The following is a 14,683-nucleotide window of genomic DNA, read 5'->3' as shown; positions in this document are numbered from 1 at the left end:
GCCGGTTGCAGCCGGACCACGGATCCAACGGGTCCCGCCCGGCGGCGCGACCATCGAGGCGGGGCCGGCAGGGCGGGCTGAGGTCCAGGTCACCCAGGGGTGACACCAGGGTCTTCCACGGGCTCGGCCGGGGGGCACGACACCGCAGGCTGTACGCATGTCGACCATCCGCATGCACGAGACCACCACCCTCACCCCCGAGCAGTTCGTCGCCGGGCTCACCGACTTCGGGCCGGGCCGGCAGAAGCTGTTCGCCAACAGCTCCGACGCCGGCCTGACGGTGCACGAGCTGGGGGACACCCACGCCGACGTCACCGAGGGCTCGGGCGGGATCTGGGAACGCCTCGCCTACGACTGGTCCGATCCCACCCGTGTCACCATGCGGACGATCGATTCCAACATCTGGGGCGGGGCCTCGGGCCACACCTACACGCTGACCCGCCAGGCCGACGGCACCACCACCCTCGACGCGGTGGTGGTGCGCGACGGCAAGAACCTCAAAGGCAAGCTCACCGGGCTGCTGCTCGGCAGCGTCGGCAAGGGCGTGCTGGCCAAGGCCCTGCACAACACCGTCAAGGCGATCGAGGCCCGTCAGGCCGCCCTCAGCTGAGCACGATCCGGGAGCGGACCTGACGGAAACCGGTCCGCTCCAGCGCCGCCAGCACCTCCACCCGGTAGGAGTCGACGTCGGCCACCACCTCCCGGGCCCCGCCCTCGGCCAGCACCCGGACCGCCTCGGCGATCAGCTCCTCCCGCGCGCCCGGCTCGACCAGACCCAGATAGCCGATCAGCGGATAGCAATGGTCCCCGGCGGCGGCGACAACCCCGGCGCCTTCGGCGACCAGCCAACTGGCCGTACGCAACCAGGGCAGCGGATCGGTGGCCAGATCGAGCTCCGCCACGGCGAGCGCAGTCTCGGCGCCCGTGACGACATCCGGCCGCGCGACCCGGGCGACCATGGCCGTGATCTCGTCGTCGCCGGTGGCCGGGCGGAAGGCGTACCGGCCGTTGGTGGCCGGCAGGGGAGCACCGGCCCAGGTCAGCCGCAACCGCTCGCCGCGTTCCACGAGACCGGCCTGCTGCGCGGCGGCCAGGCGTACCGCCAGAACGCTCTTGACCTCGGGGTTGTGCCGCCAATGGGCGGGGGCGGCGGCGTAATAGGGCAACGGGCCGCCGAGGGCCTCGTGGGCCTCCCGCAGGAGCGCGGCGCCGATCGCGGGATCGGTCGTGTCGAAACGCTCGAGCCAGGGACGGCCGGTCGCCCCGGGCGGCAACACCCAGGCCGCCCGGGCGACCAGCTTGTCGTCGCGCAGTGCCACCCACGCCCGCGACGGGTGGAAACCGCCCGAGGCGAGACCGTCGGCGTACGACGCCTGGCGCAGCTCGGGCAGCGGATCGGGCAGGGACTCGAACAGGTCTTCCTCACCCGCGACGAGCGGGCGGAACGTCACAGCGGTCATGCTGGGGCCTCCGGGAAGGAGCGCGCCCGCCTAGAGCCGCGGGGACGCCGGGCCGCGGAAGGGGCGCAGAACATCGGACATTGTTCTGACCTCCCTTCGGCTGCTCGTCGGCGTGCCCGGCCACGATATCAGGAACCATCCATCTCGGGTGAAGCGTGCGCCGGGCCGCTTGATGAGGCTCGACGGCATGACCGGTATCAACGAACCACGCCCGGCGGTCAACGCCGGCAAGCTCTGGTCCGGCGGCGCGGCCACCGCCGTGGTCGCCGCCCTGATCGCGGTGGCCGGGATCCTGTTCGGGCGCGGCCTGTTCGACATCGACGTGCTCGCCCCCAAGGGCGAGGGCACGTGGGGCGACGCGTCGACCGGCTGGTACGCCTTCGGGGCGGCGCTGGCCGCGCTCGTCGCCACCGGGCTCGTGCACATGCTGCTGCTGACCACGCCCCGGCCGATGCGCTTTTTCGGCTGGGTGATCGGCCTGGCCACCGTCGTGGCCATGCTGGGCCCGTTCGTCACCGACGCGAGCCTGGGCGCCCGCATCTACACGGCCGGCCTGAACATGGTGCTCGGCATCGCCATCGGCTCCCTCGTGGCCGGCGTCGCCAAGTCCGCGGTCATCCGCGTCGCCCCGCCCCCGTCGCCCCGCCCCTACCCGCGCACGTACAGCTGACGCCCCGGCCGACCCTGGACCCGCGGCTCAGAGCGATGCCACGGGCCACGGGCGGGCCGGGGACGGCCGGTGGCCGCTGCATGCTGACGTCGGCAAACCCGTCGGCCAGCGCGTTGGCGAGCGCGAGGTCACCCCGGCCTGATCACAGGGGAAAGCGCGGGCCGCCCCGGCCATCCGGCCGGGCCGGCCCGCGCCGTCGCCGGGATCAGCCGAGGATGCGGGCTTTCTGGGCGGCGAACTCGGCGTCGGTGAGCACGCCCTGGGCTTTGAGGTCGGCCAGCTGCTTGAGCTGGTCGATCTTCGCCGACATGTCAGGGGCGGGGGCGGCCGGTGGGGTGGCGTACACCGGCTGCTGCTGGGGCGGCGGGGCGTACACCGGCTGCTGCTGCTGTTGCAGCATGTCGTTCTCGGCTTCCTGACGGGCCCAGCGGCCGTCCTGGCGGTGGCGGACGCGGCCGGCCACGGAGGAGGCGGTGCCGGCTACGACGGCGGTGCGGGCGATTCCGCGGAGCAGTCCGGGCATGGTTACCGTCCTCCGGTTGCGTACTGCGGTTCGGATTCGTCCAGGGCGGCGAGGATGGCCTGCACCGGGATGCGGCCGGTGGCCAGCAACTGGGCGCCGACCTGGCGGAGCTGGCGGGCCAGCGGGGCGGCCCAGGTGTTCTCGTAGATCAGGATCACGGCCGCGGCGCCGGGGGCCAGCAGCTCGCCGGCCTCGTGCAGGTCCTCGCCGCCGAGCACGCCGGAGGCGGCGCCGTGGAAGGTCTCGAGGCCGTGGTTGTCGAACTCGGACTCCTCGAGGACGGTGACCTTGCCGTCGGGGCTCTTGCGGACGAGCGCGATGTCCAGGATGTGGATGACGTGCCGGTTCACCAGGTCTTCGACCATGGAGAAGGCGGTGCCGTCCATGCTCCCGGCCGGGAACTCGACGGCCAGGTAATCGATGGGGCCCATGTCGTCGACGTCGGGCATGGTGGTCCTTTCACGAGGGGCGAGGGGCGCCCGGGATGTGGGTGAGGGCGACGATCCGGCCGCGGGCGGCGGCGACCCGGCCGGCCAGGTCGCCGAGCCAGCGGTGCTCCAGGAGCACGGCGAGCACGTCGGTGGCGTCGTCGGTGAGAAGCGCGACGTCGTGGATGTCGGTCTCGGTGATCAGGCCGGTGGCCAGGGCGGCCAGCACGGCCGGGTCGCCGCGGATGCCGGGCAGGTCACTGAGCTCGACGGCGAAGGCGCCGCCGGTGGGGTCGGCCCGGACCACGAGCGCGTCGACCACGCGCATCTGCCCGGTGTGGTCGAGGCGGTCCAGCGTCGCCCGTACGCCGTCGTTGAGATCCGCCGCGGGAAAGGACAAGACCATGAGTTCCAGCGGGCCCAATGCCATGGGTCTCAGGGTGCGCCGCGGGGGTGGGGCGGGATTCATCCGGCAGGGATGAATCGGCCGGTCCCGCCGATCGGTGACGGTCGGAGCATGACGAGCAGCGTCCCCACGGCAGCCGAAACGCCCGGCGTGCCGAGCGTCCAAGAGCACGAGGAGCTGGAGAGGTTGCGCGCCGAGGTCGCCGGCCTCCGCCAGGAGTTGCAGACCCGCGAGCGCCGGCGCCGCGGCCCGAGCGGGCGGCAGGTGCGCGGCGTGATCGCCGCGATCGTCGCCGCCGTGGCCGCGTTCGCGCTGGTGCTCAGCGTGGTCGGGCTGTGGGCGGCGCGGACCTCGCTGAGCACGGACCGCTGGGTGAGCACGGTGGCCCCGCTGCCGCAGGACCCGCAGATCTCGGCCGCTGTGGCCGAGTACGCGACGGCGCAGACCTTCACCGTGATCGACGTCGAGGGGCGTCTGCGTGAGGTGCTGCCGCCGCAGGCCGCGTTCGCCGCCGGCCCGGTCGCCGGTCAGCTGCGCACCCAGATCCGCAATGTGGTGACCAACGTGCTGCGCAGCGACGGCTTCCAGACCGTGTGGATCGAGGTCAACCGCCGGGTCCACAACCGTCTGATGGCCGTCGTCGAGGGCGACAGCACCGTGATCAACGCGCAGAGCGACCACATCGACATCGACCTGCTACCGCTGATCAACCAGGCCCTGCGCGAGATCAGCGCCCAGTTGCCGACCCTGTTCGGCAGGACGGTCACGCTGCCCGACCTGAGCTCCGGGGCGATTCCCGGCAACCTGCGGGTACGCGTGCAGGACGCGCTGGGCGTCACTCTCCCGGCCAACTTCGCGCAGTTCACGGTCTACGACGGTGGTCAGCTGAAGGCGTTGCAGGACACCGTGGCCGCCTCGAAGCGGTACCTGGCCCTGTTCGTCGCCGCGACCGTCGTGCTGGTGCTGGCCGCGTTCGCCATCTCGCCGCGGCGGCGCCGCACCGCCGTACAGCTGGGAATCTGGCTTGTGGTGGCCGCCCTGACGGTCACCGTGATCGTGCGGGCGGTCCGCCGCCAGGCCGTCGAGCAGGTGCCCGAGGGGGTCTACCGTGACGGCGTGAACGCGGCCGTGGACAGCGTCTTCGCGGTGCTGCGCGAGCGCGGCACGCAGCTCATCTGGGTCGGCGCGGTGCTGGCCGTGATCGCCTACCTGGCCGGGCCGGGCCGCTTCGCGGTCTGGCTGCGCCGGAGCGTGGTGAGCGGGACTCGCTGGGCGGTCCGCAGGAGTCGCACCGCTTACAAGCCGGGCTTCGTCGCGCGTCATCTCGACCCGATCCGGATCGGAGGGCTGGTCGTAGCGGGTGTAGCGGTCCTCATCGGGACGTCCTGGACCAGCCTGCTCGTGACAGTGGTGCTGCTGGCCGCGTACGAGGTCGCCGTGACCCTGATAGCCAAGCGTGAGCAAAGAGGTCAGGAGCTGAAGGCGGCGTGATCGCGCTCGGTCCGGTCGGCGTAGTCCTCGGCGAACCGGACCAGCGCCCGGTCCATGGCGTCGCTGTTGCCGAGATAGGCCGCGATGGCGATGCGGTCGCCGGCCCGGGCGTGGGCCCGGGCCAGCGTCCACCCGCAGATCTCGCCGTAGATGCGCAGCCCTTCCGGCTTGAACTGGGCCGACTCCATCGAGCCCTTCCAGTCACGCAGCTGGCGCACGTAGAAGTCGCGGCCGCTGTAGCTCTGCCAGCCCAGGAAGATGTCGCTGTGGGCCTGCATGAGCCGTTGCCCGGCCACCACCCGGCGGCCCTGGTTGTCCCACTCCGGCTCGGCCTTGACGTAGTCGGCCAGCACCGACGGCCCGCTCTCCTTGACCTGCAGCAGCAGCGGGTCCCGGTCGTCGCGGCCGGTGAGCAGGATGATCCAGCAGCGGGTGCCGACGCTGCCGACGCCGACCACCTTGCGGGCCATGTCGACGAAGGTGAATCCGTCGAAGAGCCGCCGGCGGTCCTCGGGCAGGGTGTCGCGGTAGCCGGCGAGCAGCTCGCGGATCTCGTCCTCGAGCCCGGGCCCGCCGTCGACCAGGTCGCGGACCGGCACCAGCAGCGGTGGGTCGGCCACGATACGCCGCCGGCCGCCGGCGAGCTCGGTGAGTTTGCGGAACGCTTGCAGGCTCGTCCGCTCGCGGGCCTTCGCCCCGGCTGCGGCGACCTTCTTGCTGCGCGTCTTGTCGAGCTGCAGCCGTAACTGGTCGACGTCGGCGTGGGCGTACCAGAGGTCGAGGTGGCCCATCGCGGCGAACGACGTCATCGCCTCGCGGTAGGCGCGGGCGGCTCCGCCGGTGATCACCGCGCGTTCCTTGCGTTTGAGGGCGTTGGCCCGCCCGGCCAGGGCCAGGCTGGCGATCAGGCGCTTGAGGTCCCACTCGAACGGGCCGGGGTGGGTCTCGTCGAAGTCGTTGAGGTCGAAGACGAGGCGGCGCTCGGGCGAGGCGAACATGCCGAAGTTGGCCAGATGGGCGTCGCCGCAGAGCTGGGTGAGGAGCCCGGAGTGCGGCATGGCGGCCAGGTCGGCCGCCATGACCGCGGCGCTCGCGCGGTAGAAGGCGAACGGGTCGGTGCTCATCCGGTCGTGCCGGATCGGCAGCAGCTCGGGCACGCGGTCGCGCTCCTGCGCGGCCAGCAGCGCCACCGGGTCGCGGCCGCCGGCCGGCGACACCACCTCGGCGTGCGCCGGGAGCGGGAGCTGCTTGCGCGCTGCCCGCCCCGCCCCGGCCCGTTCCTCCGGTGTCACTGTTTCGCGTCGCTGAAGGTCTCGAGCAGGATGTCCCGCTCGCCCTCGGTCAGGTTGGTGGCGATCAGCCGGCTGTGCTCGCCGTGGAAGCGCTCGCCGAGCCGGTCCAGGTTGCCGCTGTCGGTGACCAGGAACAGCGCCGACGTGCCCTCGGTGACCTCGGTCCGGATCTTCTCGAGCTCGTCCTGGGAGATGCCGGTACCCTCGGTGGCCTTGGCCAGCGCGCCGACCCCGGCGCCGACCACGCCGCCGACGATGGGCACCAGGAACAGTCCGCCGACGACGATGCCCCAGAACGCGCCCCAGCCGACGCCGCGCCGGGCGCTGTCGTGGTGATGGTGGATCTCGGGCTTCTCCGCGCCCTCGGGCCAGCTGACGATCGCGTGGTCGACGACGTGGATCAGGTGATCGCCGGCCGCGTCCTTGATGACCCCGAAGACGCTCTCGGCGCGCTTCGGGTCGTCGAACTTCCACACCGTGAAGGTGGTCATGGCGTGCTCCTAGCGGATCGGGGACGCCGCCATCGTCCGTTCCGGGCCGGTGGCGTCGCATCATCCGCGGGAGGCGATTCCGCGGGCGGCGACGGCGCCGACAGCAGCGTGTTGATCCAGCGCGTGCTCGGGTCGATGTCGATCAGCAGCCCCTTGGCGAGCAGGGTGAGCGGGATGGCCAGCAGCGCGCCGAGCCCGCCCAGCACCCAGGCCCAGAAGATGAGGGCCAGGAACGACACCGTGGCCGAGAGCCCGACCGCGTCTCCGACCACCTTGGGCTGGATCACCGACTGGATCACGAAGTTGACCGCGCAGTACATGACGATGACCGCGGCCATCAGGCCGGGGCCGCCCTCGAGCAGCGCGAGCAGCGCCGGCGGGATGAGCCCGATCACGAAGCCGATGTTCGGGATGTAGTTGGTGATGAACGAGAGCAGACCCCACAGCAACGGCAGCGGCACGCCGAGCGCCCACAGCAGCACGGTGTCGATGGTCGCCACGATCAGCCCGAACACCGTCGAGACCAGCAGGTAGCGGCGGGTGCCCTGGGCGAAGGAGCGCAGCGCGCCGACCACCTCGGGCCGCTGGCCGGCCGTGGAGCGCAGCCGGCGCGGGAAGTCGACCGTGTCCAGGCACATGAACAGCAGCACGGCGAGCAGGAACACGGTGTCCGACAGCGCGCCGGCCAGACCGCCGAGCAGGCTCTCGACCACGTGCAGCACGGTGCCCGCGTCGACGCCGGCCAGCGCCGCCGCCAGCTGGTCGCTGCTGATGCCCAGGCCGGCGAGCTGGCCCGCCAGGTCCGCGCGTAGCTCGGCGAACTGGGCCTGGTACTGCGGGATCAGGTCGAGCAGCCGGGCCGCCGACACGTAGAGGGCGCCGCCCAGCGCGAACAGCAGCACGTTGACCACCACGATGGTGGCGAGCCCGGCCAGCCAGACCGGTGTCCCGCGGCGGCGCAGCCACTCGGTGAGCGGGCTGACCGTGACCGCCAGCATCAGCGCCAGCATGACCGGCGCGACCAGGCCGGAGATGCCCTTGATGCCGGCCACGACCACGACCAGGCAGGCCGTGCCCAGCAGGACGACCACACCGCGGGGCAGACCGGGGTTCAGCGCGGGACCCGGCTCAGGCACAGCACCTCCACCCCGGACCGGTCGAGCCGATCGATCAGGCGCTCGAGGTCCTTCTCGGACAACCGGCCTTCGATGACGCTCTGCCGCGGCACCGCCCGGTAGCGCAGGCCACCGAGCGCGATGCGCAACACCGGGCCGAGGAAGCCCCGGATCCGGAACTCGTACTGCTCCATACCTGCTGACAGTCGTCCACGGGCGCCGCCGGCGCCCTCCTCCGACGGGGATGAACACGCGCCGGTTTCATCCCCGAGAGGTGAAGAGCCGGCCGCCGGGCCGTGGCTGACTGGGTCCGACGCCGCCACGGCGGCACCGACGAAGGGAATGTCAATCATGGCAACTCTGGTCGCCATCGGATACCCCGACGAGACCACGGCGACAGCGGCGTCGCTGGAAGCGAACCGGCTGGCCAAGGACCTGATCATCCAGCCCGACGCGATCGCGGTGATCATCCGCGACAAGGAGGGCAAGTACCACGTCACCACCAACCACCAGCCGGTCGGCGCCGGGGCGACGTGGGGCATGTTCTGGGGCCTGCTGTTCGGCGTGCTGTTCTTCATCCCGATCCTCGGCATGGCCATCGGGGCCGGTCTGGGCGCGCTCACCGGCAAGCTCACCAAGAACGCGATCAGCAAGGACTTCCAGGACCGGATCCGCGACGAACTGCAGCCCGGCACGTCGGCGCTGTTCCTGGTCGTCGAGGCGGTCACCCCGGACAAGGCCGTCGAGTCGCTGAGCAAGTTCGGCGGCACGGTGATCAAGTCCTCGCTGTCCAAAGAGGCCGAGGCCGACCTGCAGGACGCGCTGCACGGCGGCGGCCAGCAGGCGGCGAACCTGCAGTAACCTCGTCCCACCATGACCTCGACACCGCCGGACGCCGCCCGCACCACCGGGCGGCGTCCGCGCTTCGAGTGGATCCCCGGCCTGACCGCGGCGGCCACCTACAAGCCCGCCTATCTGCCACGCGACCTGGTCGCCGGCATCGTGCTGACCACGCTGCTGGTGCCGCAGGGCATGGCGTACGCCGAGCTGGCCGGCCTGCCCGCGATCACCGGCCTGTACACCTCGATCCTGTGCCTGCTCGCGTACGCGGTCTTCGGCCCCTCGAAGGTCCTGGTCCTGGGGCCCGACTCCTCGCTCGGGCCGATGATCGCCGCGGTGGTGATCCCGATGGTCGCCTCGGGCGGCGACCCGCAGAAGGCGGTCGCCCTCGCCTCGGTGATGGCGCTGCTGGTCGGGGCGTTCATGACGATCGCGGCGGTGGCCAAGCTCGGCTTCGTGGCCGACCTGCTGTCGCATCCGACCCAGCTCGGCTACATGAACGGCCTGGCCCTGACCATCCTGATCGGCCAGCTGCCCAAGCTGTTCGGGTTCTCGGTCGACGCCGACGGCCTGTTCGCCGAGGCCGGCGCCTTCGTGGCGGGGGTGGCCGGCGGCCGGACGGTGCCGGCCGCGCTCCTGGTCGGCGTGGGCGGCCTGGTCGTCATCGCCGGGTTGCGCCGCTGGCTGCCCAAGGTGCCCGGCATCCTGATCGCGGTCGTGCTGGCGATCCTCGCCGTCGCTGTGTTCGGCCTGGAGGAGCGCGGCGTCGACCTGGTCGGCCCGCTGCCGCAGGGCTTCCCGCCGTTCACCATCCCCTCGGTCAGCTGGTCCGAGCTGGGCCTGCTGGCCGCCGGGGCGCTCGGCATCACGCTGGTCTCGGTCACCGACACCATCTCCACCGCCTCGGCCTTCGCCGCCCGCAGCGGCCAGGAGGTCCGCGGCAACCAGGAGATGGCCGGCATCGGCGCGGCCAACCTGGCGGCCGGGCTCTTCCAGGGATTTCCGGTCAGCACGAGCGGTTCCCGCACGGCCGTCGCGTTTCAGGCCGGGGCCCGTACACAGATGACGGGGCTGGTCGGCGCGGCGGCCATCACGCTGATGCTCGTGCTGGTCCCCGGGCTGCTGCGCGACCTGCCCCAGCCAATGCTGGCGGCGGTGGTCATCGCCGCCTCGCTGTCGCTGGCCGACGTTCCCGGGATGGTCCGGTTGTGGCGTCAGCGGCGGGTCGAGTTCTCCCTCGCGGTCGCCGCGTTCCTCGGCGTGGCGATCCTCGGCGTGCTGCCCGGCATCGCCTTCGCGGTCGCCCTCAGCGTGCTCAACGTCTTCCGCCGCACCTGGTGGCCCTACCGGACGACGCTGGGCCGGGCCGAGGGGATCAACGGCTTCCACGACGTCCGGGAGCACCCGGAGGCCGAGTTGCTGCCGGGTCTCGTGCTGTTCCGGTTCGACGCGCCGCTGATCTTCGCCAACTCCCGCTCGTTCCGGCAGGAGATCCGGCACCTCGCCAACGCCGACCCGGCCCCGACGTGGATCGTGGTCGCAGCCGAGCCGATCACCGACGTCGACACCACCGCCGCCGACATGCTGCAGGAGCTCGACGCCGAGCTCGACGCTGAGGGCGTGTCCCTGGTGTTCGCCGAGATGAAGAGCCCGGTGCGCGAGAAGCTCGACCGCTACAAGCTGACCGGCAAGATCGAGGCGGCGCACTTCTTCCCGACCATCGACGACGCCGTGGCCGCCTACCGGCACCGCACCGGCACGGACTGGAGTCATCCTCCTCGGGTGTTGTGACGCTGCGTGATCAAGCCGACGCTGAGGCGCATGGCCAACTCTTCCGGCGCCGAGTCACGGCGCCTGCACGACGCCGACATCAACGCCGCCGCCTGGCGGCGATGGGGGCCGTACCTCAGCGACCGTCAATGGGGTGGGGTCCGTGAGGACTACAGCGCGGACGGTGACGCCTGGTCCTCCCTCACCCACGATCACGCGCGGTCCCGGGCGTACCGCTGGGGTGAGGACGGCATCGCCGGCTTCAGCGACGACAAGCAGCGGGTCTGCCTGGCCCTGGCGATGTGGAACGGCAACGACCCGATCCTCAAGGAACGCTACTTCGGGCTGACCAACGGCGAGGGCAACCACGGCGAGGACGTCAAGGAGTACTGGTTCCACGTCGACGGCACGCCGACCCATTCGTACATGAAGATGGTCTACAAGTATCCGCAGCGCGAGTTCCCGTACCACGACCTGGTGGCCACGAACGGCGCGCGGGACCGGCAGGCCTTCGAGTACGAGCTGCTGGACACCGGGATCTTCGACGAGGACCGGTACTTCGACGTGATCGTCGAGTACGCCAAGGACGGTCCGGAGGACGTGCTGGGCCGGGTCACCGTGGCCAATCGCGGGCCCGGCCCGGCCATGCTGCGGCTGTTGCCGACCGTGTGGTTCCGCAACACCTGGTCCTGGCACGCGGGCGCGGCCCGGCCGCTGCTGCGCGAGCAGGACGGCGCGGTGCGGATCGAGCATCCGGAGCTGGGGGAGCGGTGGTGGTCGGTCGTCGGTGACCATCCGCTGATCTTCACCGAGAACGAGACGAACAACGAGCGCGTGTTCGGCGGCGCCAATCGATCGCCGTACGTCAAGGACGCCTTTGATCGCTATGTCGTGCACGGCGAGAAGGAAGCGGTGAATCCCGGGAAGTCGGGCACGAAGGCGGCGGCGGACATCGCGCTGGAGGTGCCGGCGGGCGGCGAGACGATCATCCGCTTCCAGCTCAGCGAGCGGGACGCCCGGCCGGATTCGGCCGCCTTCGATGCCGTCTTCGAGGCGCGCCGGGCCGAGGCCGACCAGTTCTACGCCGAGCTCCTGCACCCGGAGCTGGGCGAGGCCGAGCGCAAGGTGAGCCGCCAGGCGCTCGCCGGGCTGCTCTGGAGCAAGCAGTACTACGAGTACGACGTCGAGCGCTGGCTGGCCGAGCACGGCCAGGACACCCTGGGCGGGTCCACCATCCGCAACGGCGACTGGTACCACCTCTCCGCCTCGGACGTGTTCTCCATGCCTGACACCTGGGAGTACCCCTGGTTCGCGGCCTGGGACCTGGCCTTTCAGTCGGTGGCCATCGCCGGTGTCGACCTCGGCTTCGCCAAGCAGCAGATCGACCTGCTGCTCAGCCGCTGCTACCTGCATCCCAACGGCCAGATCCCGGCCTACGAGTGGAACTTCAGCGACGTCAACCCGCCGGTGCACGCCTGGGCCGCCTACCTGGTCTACGAGGTCGACAAGGCCCGCAACGGCCGCGCCGACCACGATTGGCTGGAGCGCACCTTCCACCAGCTCGGCAAGAACTTCATGTGGTGGGTCAATCGCAAGGACGTCGACGGGCGCAACATCTTCCAGGGCGGCTTCCTCGGGCTGGACAACATCGGCGTGTTCGACCGCAGCGCCCCGCTGCCCACCGGCGGGCACCTCGACCAGGCCGACGGCACCGCGTGGATGGCGCTCTACGCGCAGACCATGCTCCAGATCGCGCTCGAGCTGTCGACCACCGACCCGGTCTACCTCGAGCAGGCGCAGACCTACTTCGAGCACTTCGCGTGGATCTCGGTCGCGGTCAACCAGGCGGCCGCCGGTGAGGGCATGTGGGACGAGGAGGACGGCTTCTTCTACGACTTGCTGCGCCGGCCCGACGGCTCCGCCCAGCGGCTCAAGGTGCGCTCCATGGTCGGGCTGCTGCCGCTGGCCGCGGCCACGGTCTACCACCCGCGCCTGATCGAGCACCGGCCCGCCCTGGTGCGGGGCGTGCTGGAGTTCGCCGAGCGGCATCCCGCGGTCCACGCGCTGCTCGCGCCCGGCCTGGCGCCCGGCCCGAACGGCGAACGGCTGCTCGCGCTCTTCGAGCAGAACCGGCTGCGGCGGATCCTGGCCCGCCTGCTCGACGAGGACGAGTTCCTCAGCCCCTACGGCCTGCGGTCGTTGTCCAAGCACCACGCCGGGCACCCCTTCGAGTTGCGGGTCGGCGACCGGGCGTACGGCGTCTCCTATCAGCCGGCCGAGTCGGACAGCGGCATGTTCGGCGGCAACTCCAACTGGCGCGGCCCGGTATGGTTCCCGGTCAACGCGCTGATGATCCGGGCCCTGCTCAACCTGTACGTGGCCTATGGCGACGACTTCACGGTGCAGTGCCCGGCCGGCTCCGGCCGCGAGATGACGTTGTTCGAGGTGGCCCGGGAGATCTCCGGGCGGCTCACCCGGATCTTCGTGCCGGACGAGCGCGGCAACCGGCCCTGCTACGGGGGCCAGCCGATCTTCGCGAGCGAGCACTGGAAGGATCTGGTCCTGTACGCCGAGTACTTCCACGGCGACAACGGGGCCGGTCTGGGGGCCTCGCACCAGACCGGCTGGACCGGCCTGGTGGCGCTGTTCCCGAACCTGTTCGCCGGGGTCACCGGCCGGCAACTGCTGGAGAACGGCATGACGGGCGTGCTGCGGGTAGCGCCGGAGGAGGAGTCGTGAGGGCGGTCTACGAGATCTTCACCTGGCCCTGGCTGACCGGGCTGGCGCAGCGCCTCGGCCGGCCGGTCACCCTCGGCGACATGCCGGGGGAGGTCTGGGACGAGGTGGCCGCCTCCGGGCTGGACGCGGTCTGGCTGATGGGCGTCTGGGAGCGCAGCCCGGCCGGCCTCGAGGTCGCGACCGGCAACGAGGGGCTGCAGCGGGCGTTCCGCGAGGCGCTGCCCGACTACACCCCGGCCGATCTGGTGGGTTCGCCCTACTGTGTGCGGCGGTATCGCGCCGATGAGCGCCTGGGCGGGCCGGCCGGCCTGGCCGCGGCCCGCGCCGAGCTCAGCGCGCGGGGACTGAAGCTGATCCTCGACTACGTGCCCAACCATGTGGCGCCCGACCACCCGGCGGTCTTCGCCCATCCGGGCTGGTTCGTCCAGGGCACGCGGGAGGACCTCGAGGCCGACCCGGCCGGCTGGTTCGCGGCCGATGGCAAGGTCATCGCGCACGGCAAGGACCCGTACTTCCCGGCCTGGCCGGACGTGGCCCAGGTGAACGCGTTCACGCCGGGCCTGCGCGGCGCGACGGCCGAGGCGCTGATCGACATCGGCGACCAGTGCGACGGGATCCGCTGCGACATGGCCATGCTGCTCACCAACGAGATCTTCGCCCGCACCTGGGGCCGGCAGGTGGGCCCGGCCCCGGCCGGGGAGTTCTGGCCGGCCGTGCTGGGCCGGGTCCGGCAGCGGCACCCGGATCTCGTGCTGATCGCCGAGGTCTACTGGGACATGGAGTGGACGCTGCAGCAGCAGGGCTTCGACCTGTGCTACGACAAGCGGCTGTACGACCGGCTCGTGCACGAGGACGCCGGGTCGGTCCGCAAGCACCTGGTCGCCGGGCTCGACTACCAGGAGAGGCTGCTGCGCTTCATCGAGAACCACGACGAGCCGCGGGCCGCGGCCGCGCTGCCCGGCGGGCGGGGACGGGCGGCCGCGGTGGCCGTCGCGACCTTGCCCGGCACGACGCTGTGGCACGACGGCCAGTTCGACGGAGCGCGGGTCCGCCTGCCGGTCTTCCTCGGCCGGTCCCCGGAAGCATCGCCCGACCCGCAGCTGCATTCGTTCTACTCGCGGCTGATCGAAGCGGCATCGCGGGTGCGGCGTGGCCAGTGGACCCTGCTGGAGCCCGGCGGCTGGCCGGACAACCCCACCCATCAGGACGTCCTGGCCTGGTCGTGGCGCGACGGGCCGGGCCGCCACGTGGTCGCGGTGAACTTCGCGGACCACGACTCGCAGGCCCGGATCGCCCTGCCCTGGGACGACCTGGGCGCGCGGGAGTGGCGGCTGACCGACCTGATCGATGGCCGCGTCTTCGACCGTGACGGCCGTGACCTGGCCGACAGCGGCCTCTTCGTCGCCCTGCCGCCGTGGGGACACCACGTCTTCAGCTTCACGTAGCCGTTCCGGCACT

At 71.6% G+C, this 14,683-nt stretch carries 15 protein-coding genes; 7 read left to right on the top strand and 8 right to left on the bottom strand.

The features are described 5' to 3' along the window. Positions 1 to 157 precede the first annotated feature (157 nt). Positions 158 to 610, top strand: a complete 453-nt coding sequence (locus AB0J66_RS28440) for a hypothetical protein (RefSeq protein ID WP_364666763.1) — start codon at positions 158 to 160, stop codon at positions 608 to 610. Here AB0J66_RS28440 and AB0J66_RS28435 read toward each other — a convergent pair. Then, positions 603 to 1,460: an acetyltransferase gene (locus AB0J66_RS28435; protein ID WP_364666760.1), complete on the bottom strand. Its 858-nt coding sequence runs from the start codon at positions 1,458 to 1,460 to the stop codon at positions 603 to 605. The two genes, AB0J66_RS28440 and AB0J66_RS28435, sit on opposite strands and share 8 nt — an antisense overlap. Before the next feature lie 187 nt (positions 1,461 to 1,647). On the opposite strand from AB0J66_RS28435, the gene AB0J66_RS28430 reads away from it, so the two are divergent. After that, complete coding sequence (locus AB0J66_RS28430; protein ID WP_364666757.1) at positions 1,648 to 2,130, top strand: DUF6069 family protein; 483 nt, start codon at positions 1,648 to 1,650, stop codon at positions 2,128 to 2,130. Between the two features lie 205 nt (positions 2,131 to 2,335). On the opposite strand, the gene AB0J66_RS28425 is transcribed toward AB0J66_RS28430, so the two are convergent. From AB0J66_RS28425 to AB0J66_RS28415, 3 genes are read right to left on the bottom strand one after another with little or no spacing between them, the layout of a single operon-like run. Further along, positions 2,336 to 2,653, bottom strand: coding sequence for an SHOCT domain-containing protein (locus tag AB0J66_RS28425; RefSeq protein WP_364666754.1), 318 nt, complete (start codon positions 2,651 to 2,653; stop codon positions 2,336 to 2,338). 2 nt (positions 2,654 to 2,655) lie between these two features. Continuing rightward, complete coding sequence (locus AB0J66_RS28420; RefSeq protein WP_364666751.1) at positions 2,656 to 3,102, bottom strand: DUF6325 family protein; 447 nt, start codon at positions 3,100 to 3,102, stop codon at positions 2,656 to 2,658. Positions 3,103 to 3,112: 10 nt separating this feature from the next. After that, positions 3,113 to 3,511, bottom strand: coding sequence for a DUF6325 family protein (locus tag AB0J66_RS28415; protein ID WP_364666749.1), 399 nt, complete (start codon positions 3,509 to 3,511; stop codon positions 3,113 to 3,115). Positions 3,512 to 3,598: 87 nt separating this feature from the next. Between AB0J66_RS28415 and AB0J66_RS28410 the strand changes: the two genes are divergently transcribed. Next, positions 3,599 to 4,978, top strand: coding sequence for a hypothetical protein (locus tag AB0J66_RS28410; protein WP_364666748.1), 1,380 nt, complete (start codon positions 3,599 to 3,601; stop codon positions 4,976 to 4,978). On the opposite strand, the gene AB0J66_RS28405 is transcribed toward AB0J66_RS28410, so the two are convergent. Genes AB0J66_RS28405 through AB0J66_RS28390 form a run of 4 tightly spaced genes read right to left on the bottom strand, consistent with a single transcriptional unit; the run spans position 4,957 to position 8,070 of the window. Further along, positions 4,957 to 6,270 carry a DUF2252 domain-containing protein gene (locus tag AB0J66_RS28405; protein WP_364666745.1) on the bottom strand — a complete coding sequence of 438 codons (1,314 nt, stop codon included), beginning with the start codon at positions 6,268 to 6,270 and terminating at the stop codon, positions 4,957 to 4,959. The two genes, AB0J66_RS28410 and AB0J66_RS28405, sit on opposite strands and share 22 nt — an antisense overlap. Beyond that, positions 6,267 to 6,761, bottom strand: coding sequence for a DUF1269 domain-containing protein (locus AB0J66_RS28400; RefSeq protein WP_364666743.1), 495 nt, complete (start codon positions 6,759 to 6,761; stop codon positions 6,267 to 6,269). The genes AB0J66_RS28405 and AB0J66_RS28400 overlap by 4 nt, the downstream gene beginning before the upstream one ends. Continuing rightward, a complete protein-coding gene (locus tag AB0J66_RS28395; RefSeq protein WP_364666740.1) occupies positions 6,758 to 7,897 on the bottom strand; it encodes an AI-2E family transporter in 1,140 nt (379 codons plus the stop codon). The genes AB0J66_RS28400 and AB0J66_RS28395 overlap by 4 nt, the downstream gene beginning before the upstream one ends. After that, on the bottom strand, positions 7,873 to 8,070 hold the full coding sequence (locus AB0J66_RS28390; protein ID WP_364666738.1) for a hypothetical protein: 198 nt from the start codon (positions 8,068 to 8,070) through the stop codon (positions 7,873 to 7,875). Before AB0J66_RS28390 ends, AB0J66_RS28395 begins: the two co-directional genes overlap by 25 nt. A gap of 157 nt (positions 8,071 to 8,227) precedes the next feature. Between AB0J66_RS28390 and AB0J66_RS28385 the strand changes: the two genes are divergently transcribed. The 4 genes from AB0J66_RS28385 to AB0J66_RS28370 are packed head-to-tail and all read left to right on the top strand — an operon-like array spanning position 8,228 to position 14,670. Beyond that, positions 8,228 to 8,737, top strand: coding sequence for a DUF1269 domain-containing protein (locus AB0J66_RS28385; RefSeq protein WP_364666735.1), 510 nt, complete (start codon positions 8,228 to 8,230; stop codon positions 8,735 to 8,737). Between the two features lie 12 nt (positions 8,738 to 8,749). Beyond that, entirely contained in the window at positions 8,750 to 10,507 is a 1,758-nt protein-coding gene (gene sulP, locus AB0J66_RS28380; RefSeq protein ID WP_364666732.1) for a sulfate permease, read from the top strand. A gap of 30 nt (positions 10,508 to 10,537) precedes the next feature. After that, entirely contained in the window at positions 10,538 to 13,225 is a 2,688-nt protein-coding gene (locus tag AB0J66_RS28375; RefSeq protein WP_364666729.1) for a glucosidase, read from the top strand. Beyond that, a complete protein-coding gene (locus AB0J66_RS28370; protein ID WP_364666726.1) occupies positions 13,222 to 14,670 on the top strand; it encodes an alpha-amylase in 1,449 nt (482 codons plus the stop codon). The genes AB0J66_RS28375 and AB0J66_RS28370 overlap by 4 nt, the downstream gene beginning before the upstream one ends. The last annotated feature ends 13 nt before the right edge of the window (positions 14,671 to 14,683 follow it).

This window comes from Actinoplanes sp. NPDC049598 (genome assembly GCF_040675435.1).
In the GTDB taxonomy this organism is placed as follows: Bacteria; Actinomycetota; Actinomycetes; order Mycobacteriales; family Micromonosporaceae; genus Actinoplanes.
This window is presented reverse-complemented; position numbering and strand designations above follow the sequence as displayed.

Coding starts and splice junctions, on each gene's coding strand:
- AB0J66_RS28440 (WP_364666763.1), top strand. CDS start 158: ATGTCGACCATCCGCATGCACGAGACCACCACCCTCACCCCCGAGCAG.
- AB0J66_RS28435 (WP_364666760.1), bottom strand. CDS start 1,460: ATGACCGCTGTGACGTTCCGCCCGCTCGTCGCGGGTGAGGAAGACCTG.
- AB0J66_RS28430 (WP_364666757.1), top strand. CDS start 1,648: ATGACCGGTATCAACGAACCACGCCCGGCGGTCAACGCCGGCAAGCTC.
- AB0J66_RS28425 (WP_364666754.1), bottom strand. CDS start 2,653: ATGCCCGGACTGCTCCGCGGAATCGCCCGCACCGCCGTCGTAGCCGGC.
- AB0J66_RS28420 (WP_364666751.1), bottom strand. CDS start 3,102: ATGCCCGACGTCGACGACATGGGCCCCATCGATTACCTGGCCGTCGAG.
- AB0J66_RS28415 (WP_364666749.1), bottom strand. CDS start 3,511: ATGGCATTGGGCCCGCTGGAACTCATGGTCTTGTCCTTTCCCGCGGCG.
- AB0J66_RS28410 (WP_364666748.1), top strand. CDS start 3,599: ATGACGAGCAGCGTCCCCACGGCAGCCGAAACGCCCGGCGTGCCGAGC.
- AB0J66_RS28400 (WP_364666743.1), bottom strand. CDS start 6,761: ATGACCACCTTCACGGTGTGGAAGTTCGACGACCCGAAGCGCGCCGAG.
- AB0J66_RS28390 (WP_364666738.1), bottom strand. CDS start 8,070: ATGGAGCAGTACGAGTTCCGGATCCGGGGCTTCCTCGGCCCGGTGTTG.
- AB0J66_RS28385 (WP_364666735.1), top strand. CDS start 8,228: ATGGCAACTCTGGTCGCCATCGGATACCCCGACGAGACCACGGCGACA.
- sulP (WP_364666732.1), top strand. CDS start 8,750: ATGACCTCGACACCGCCGGACGCCGCCCGCACCACCGGGCGGCGTCCG.
- AB0J66_RS28375 (WP_364666729.1), top strand. CDS start 10,538: ATGGCCAACTCTTCCGGCGCCGAGTCACGGCGCCTGCACGACGCCGAC.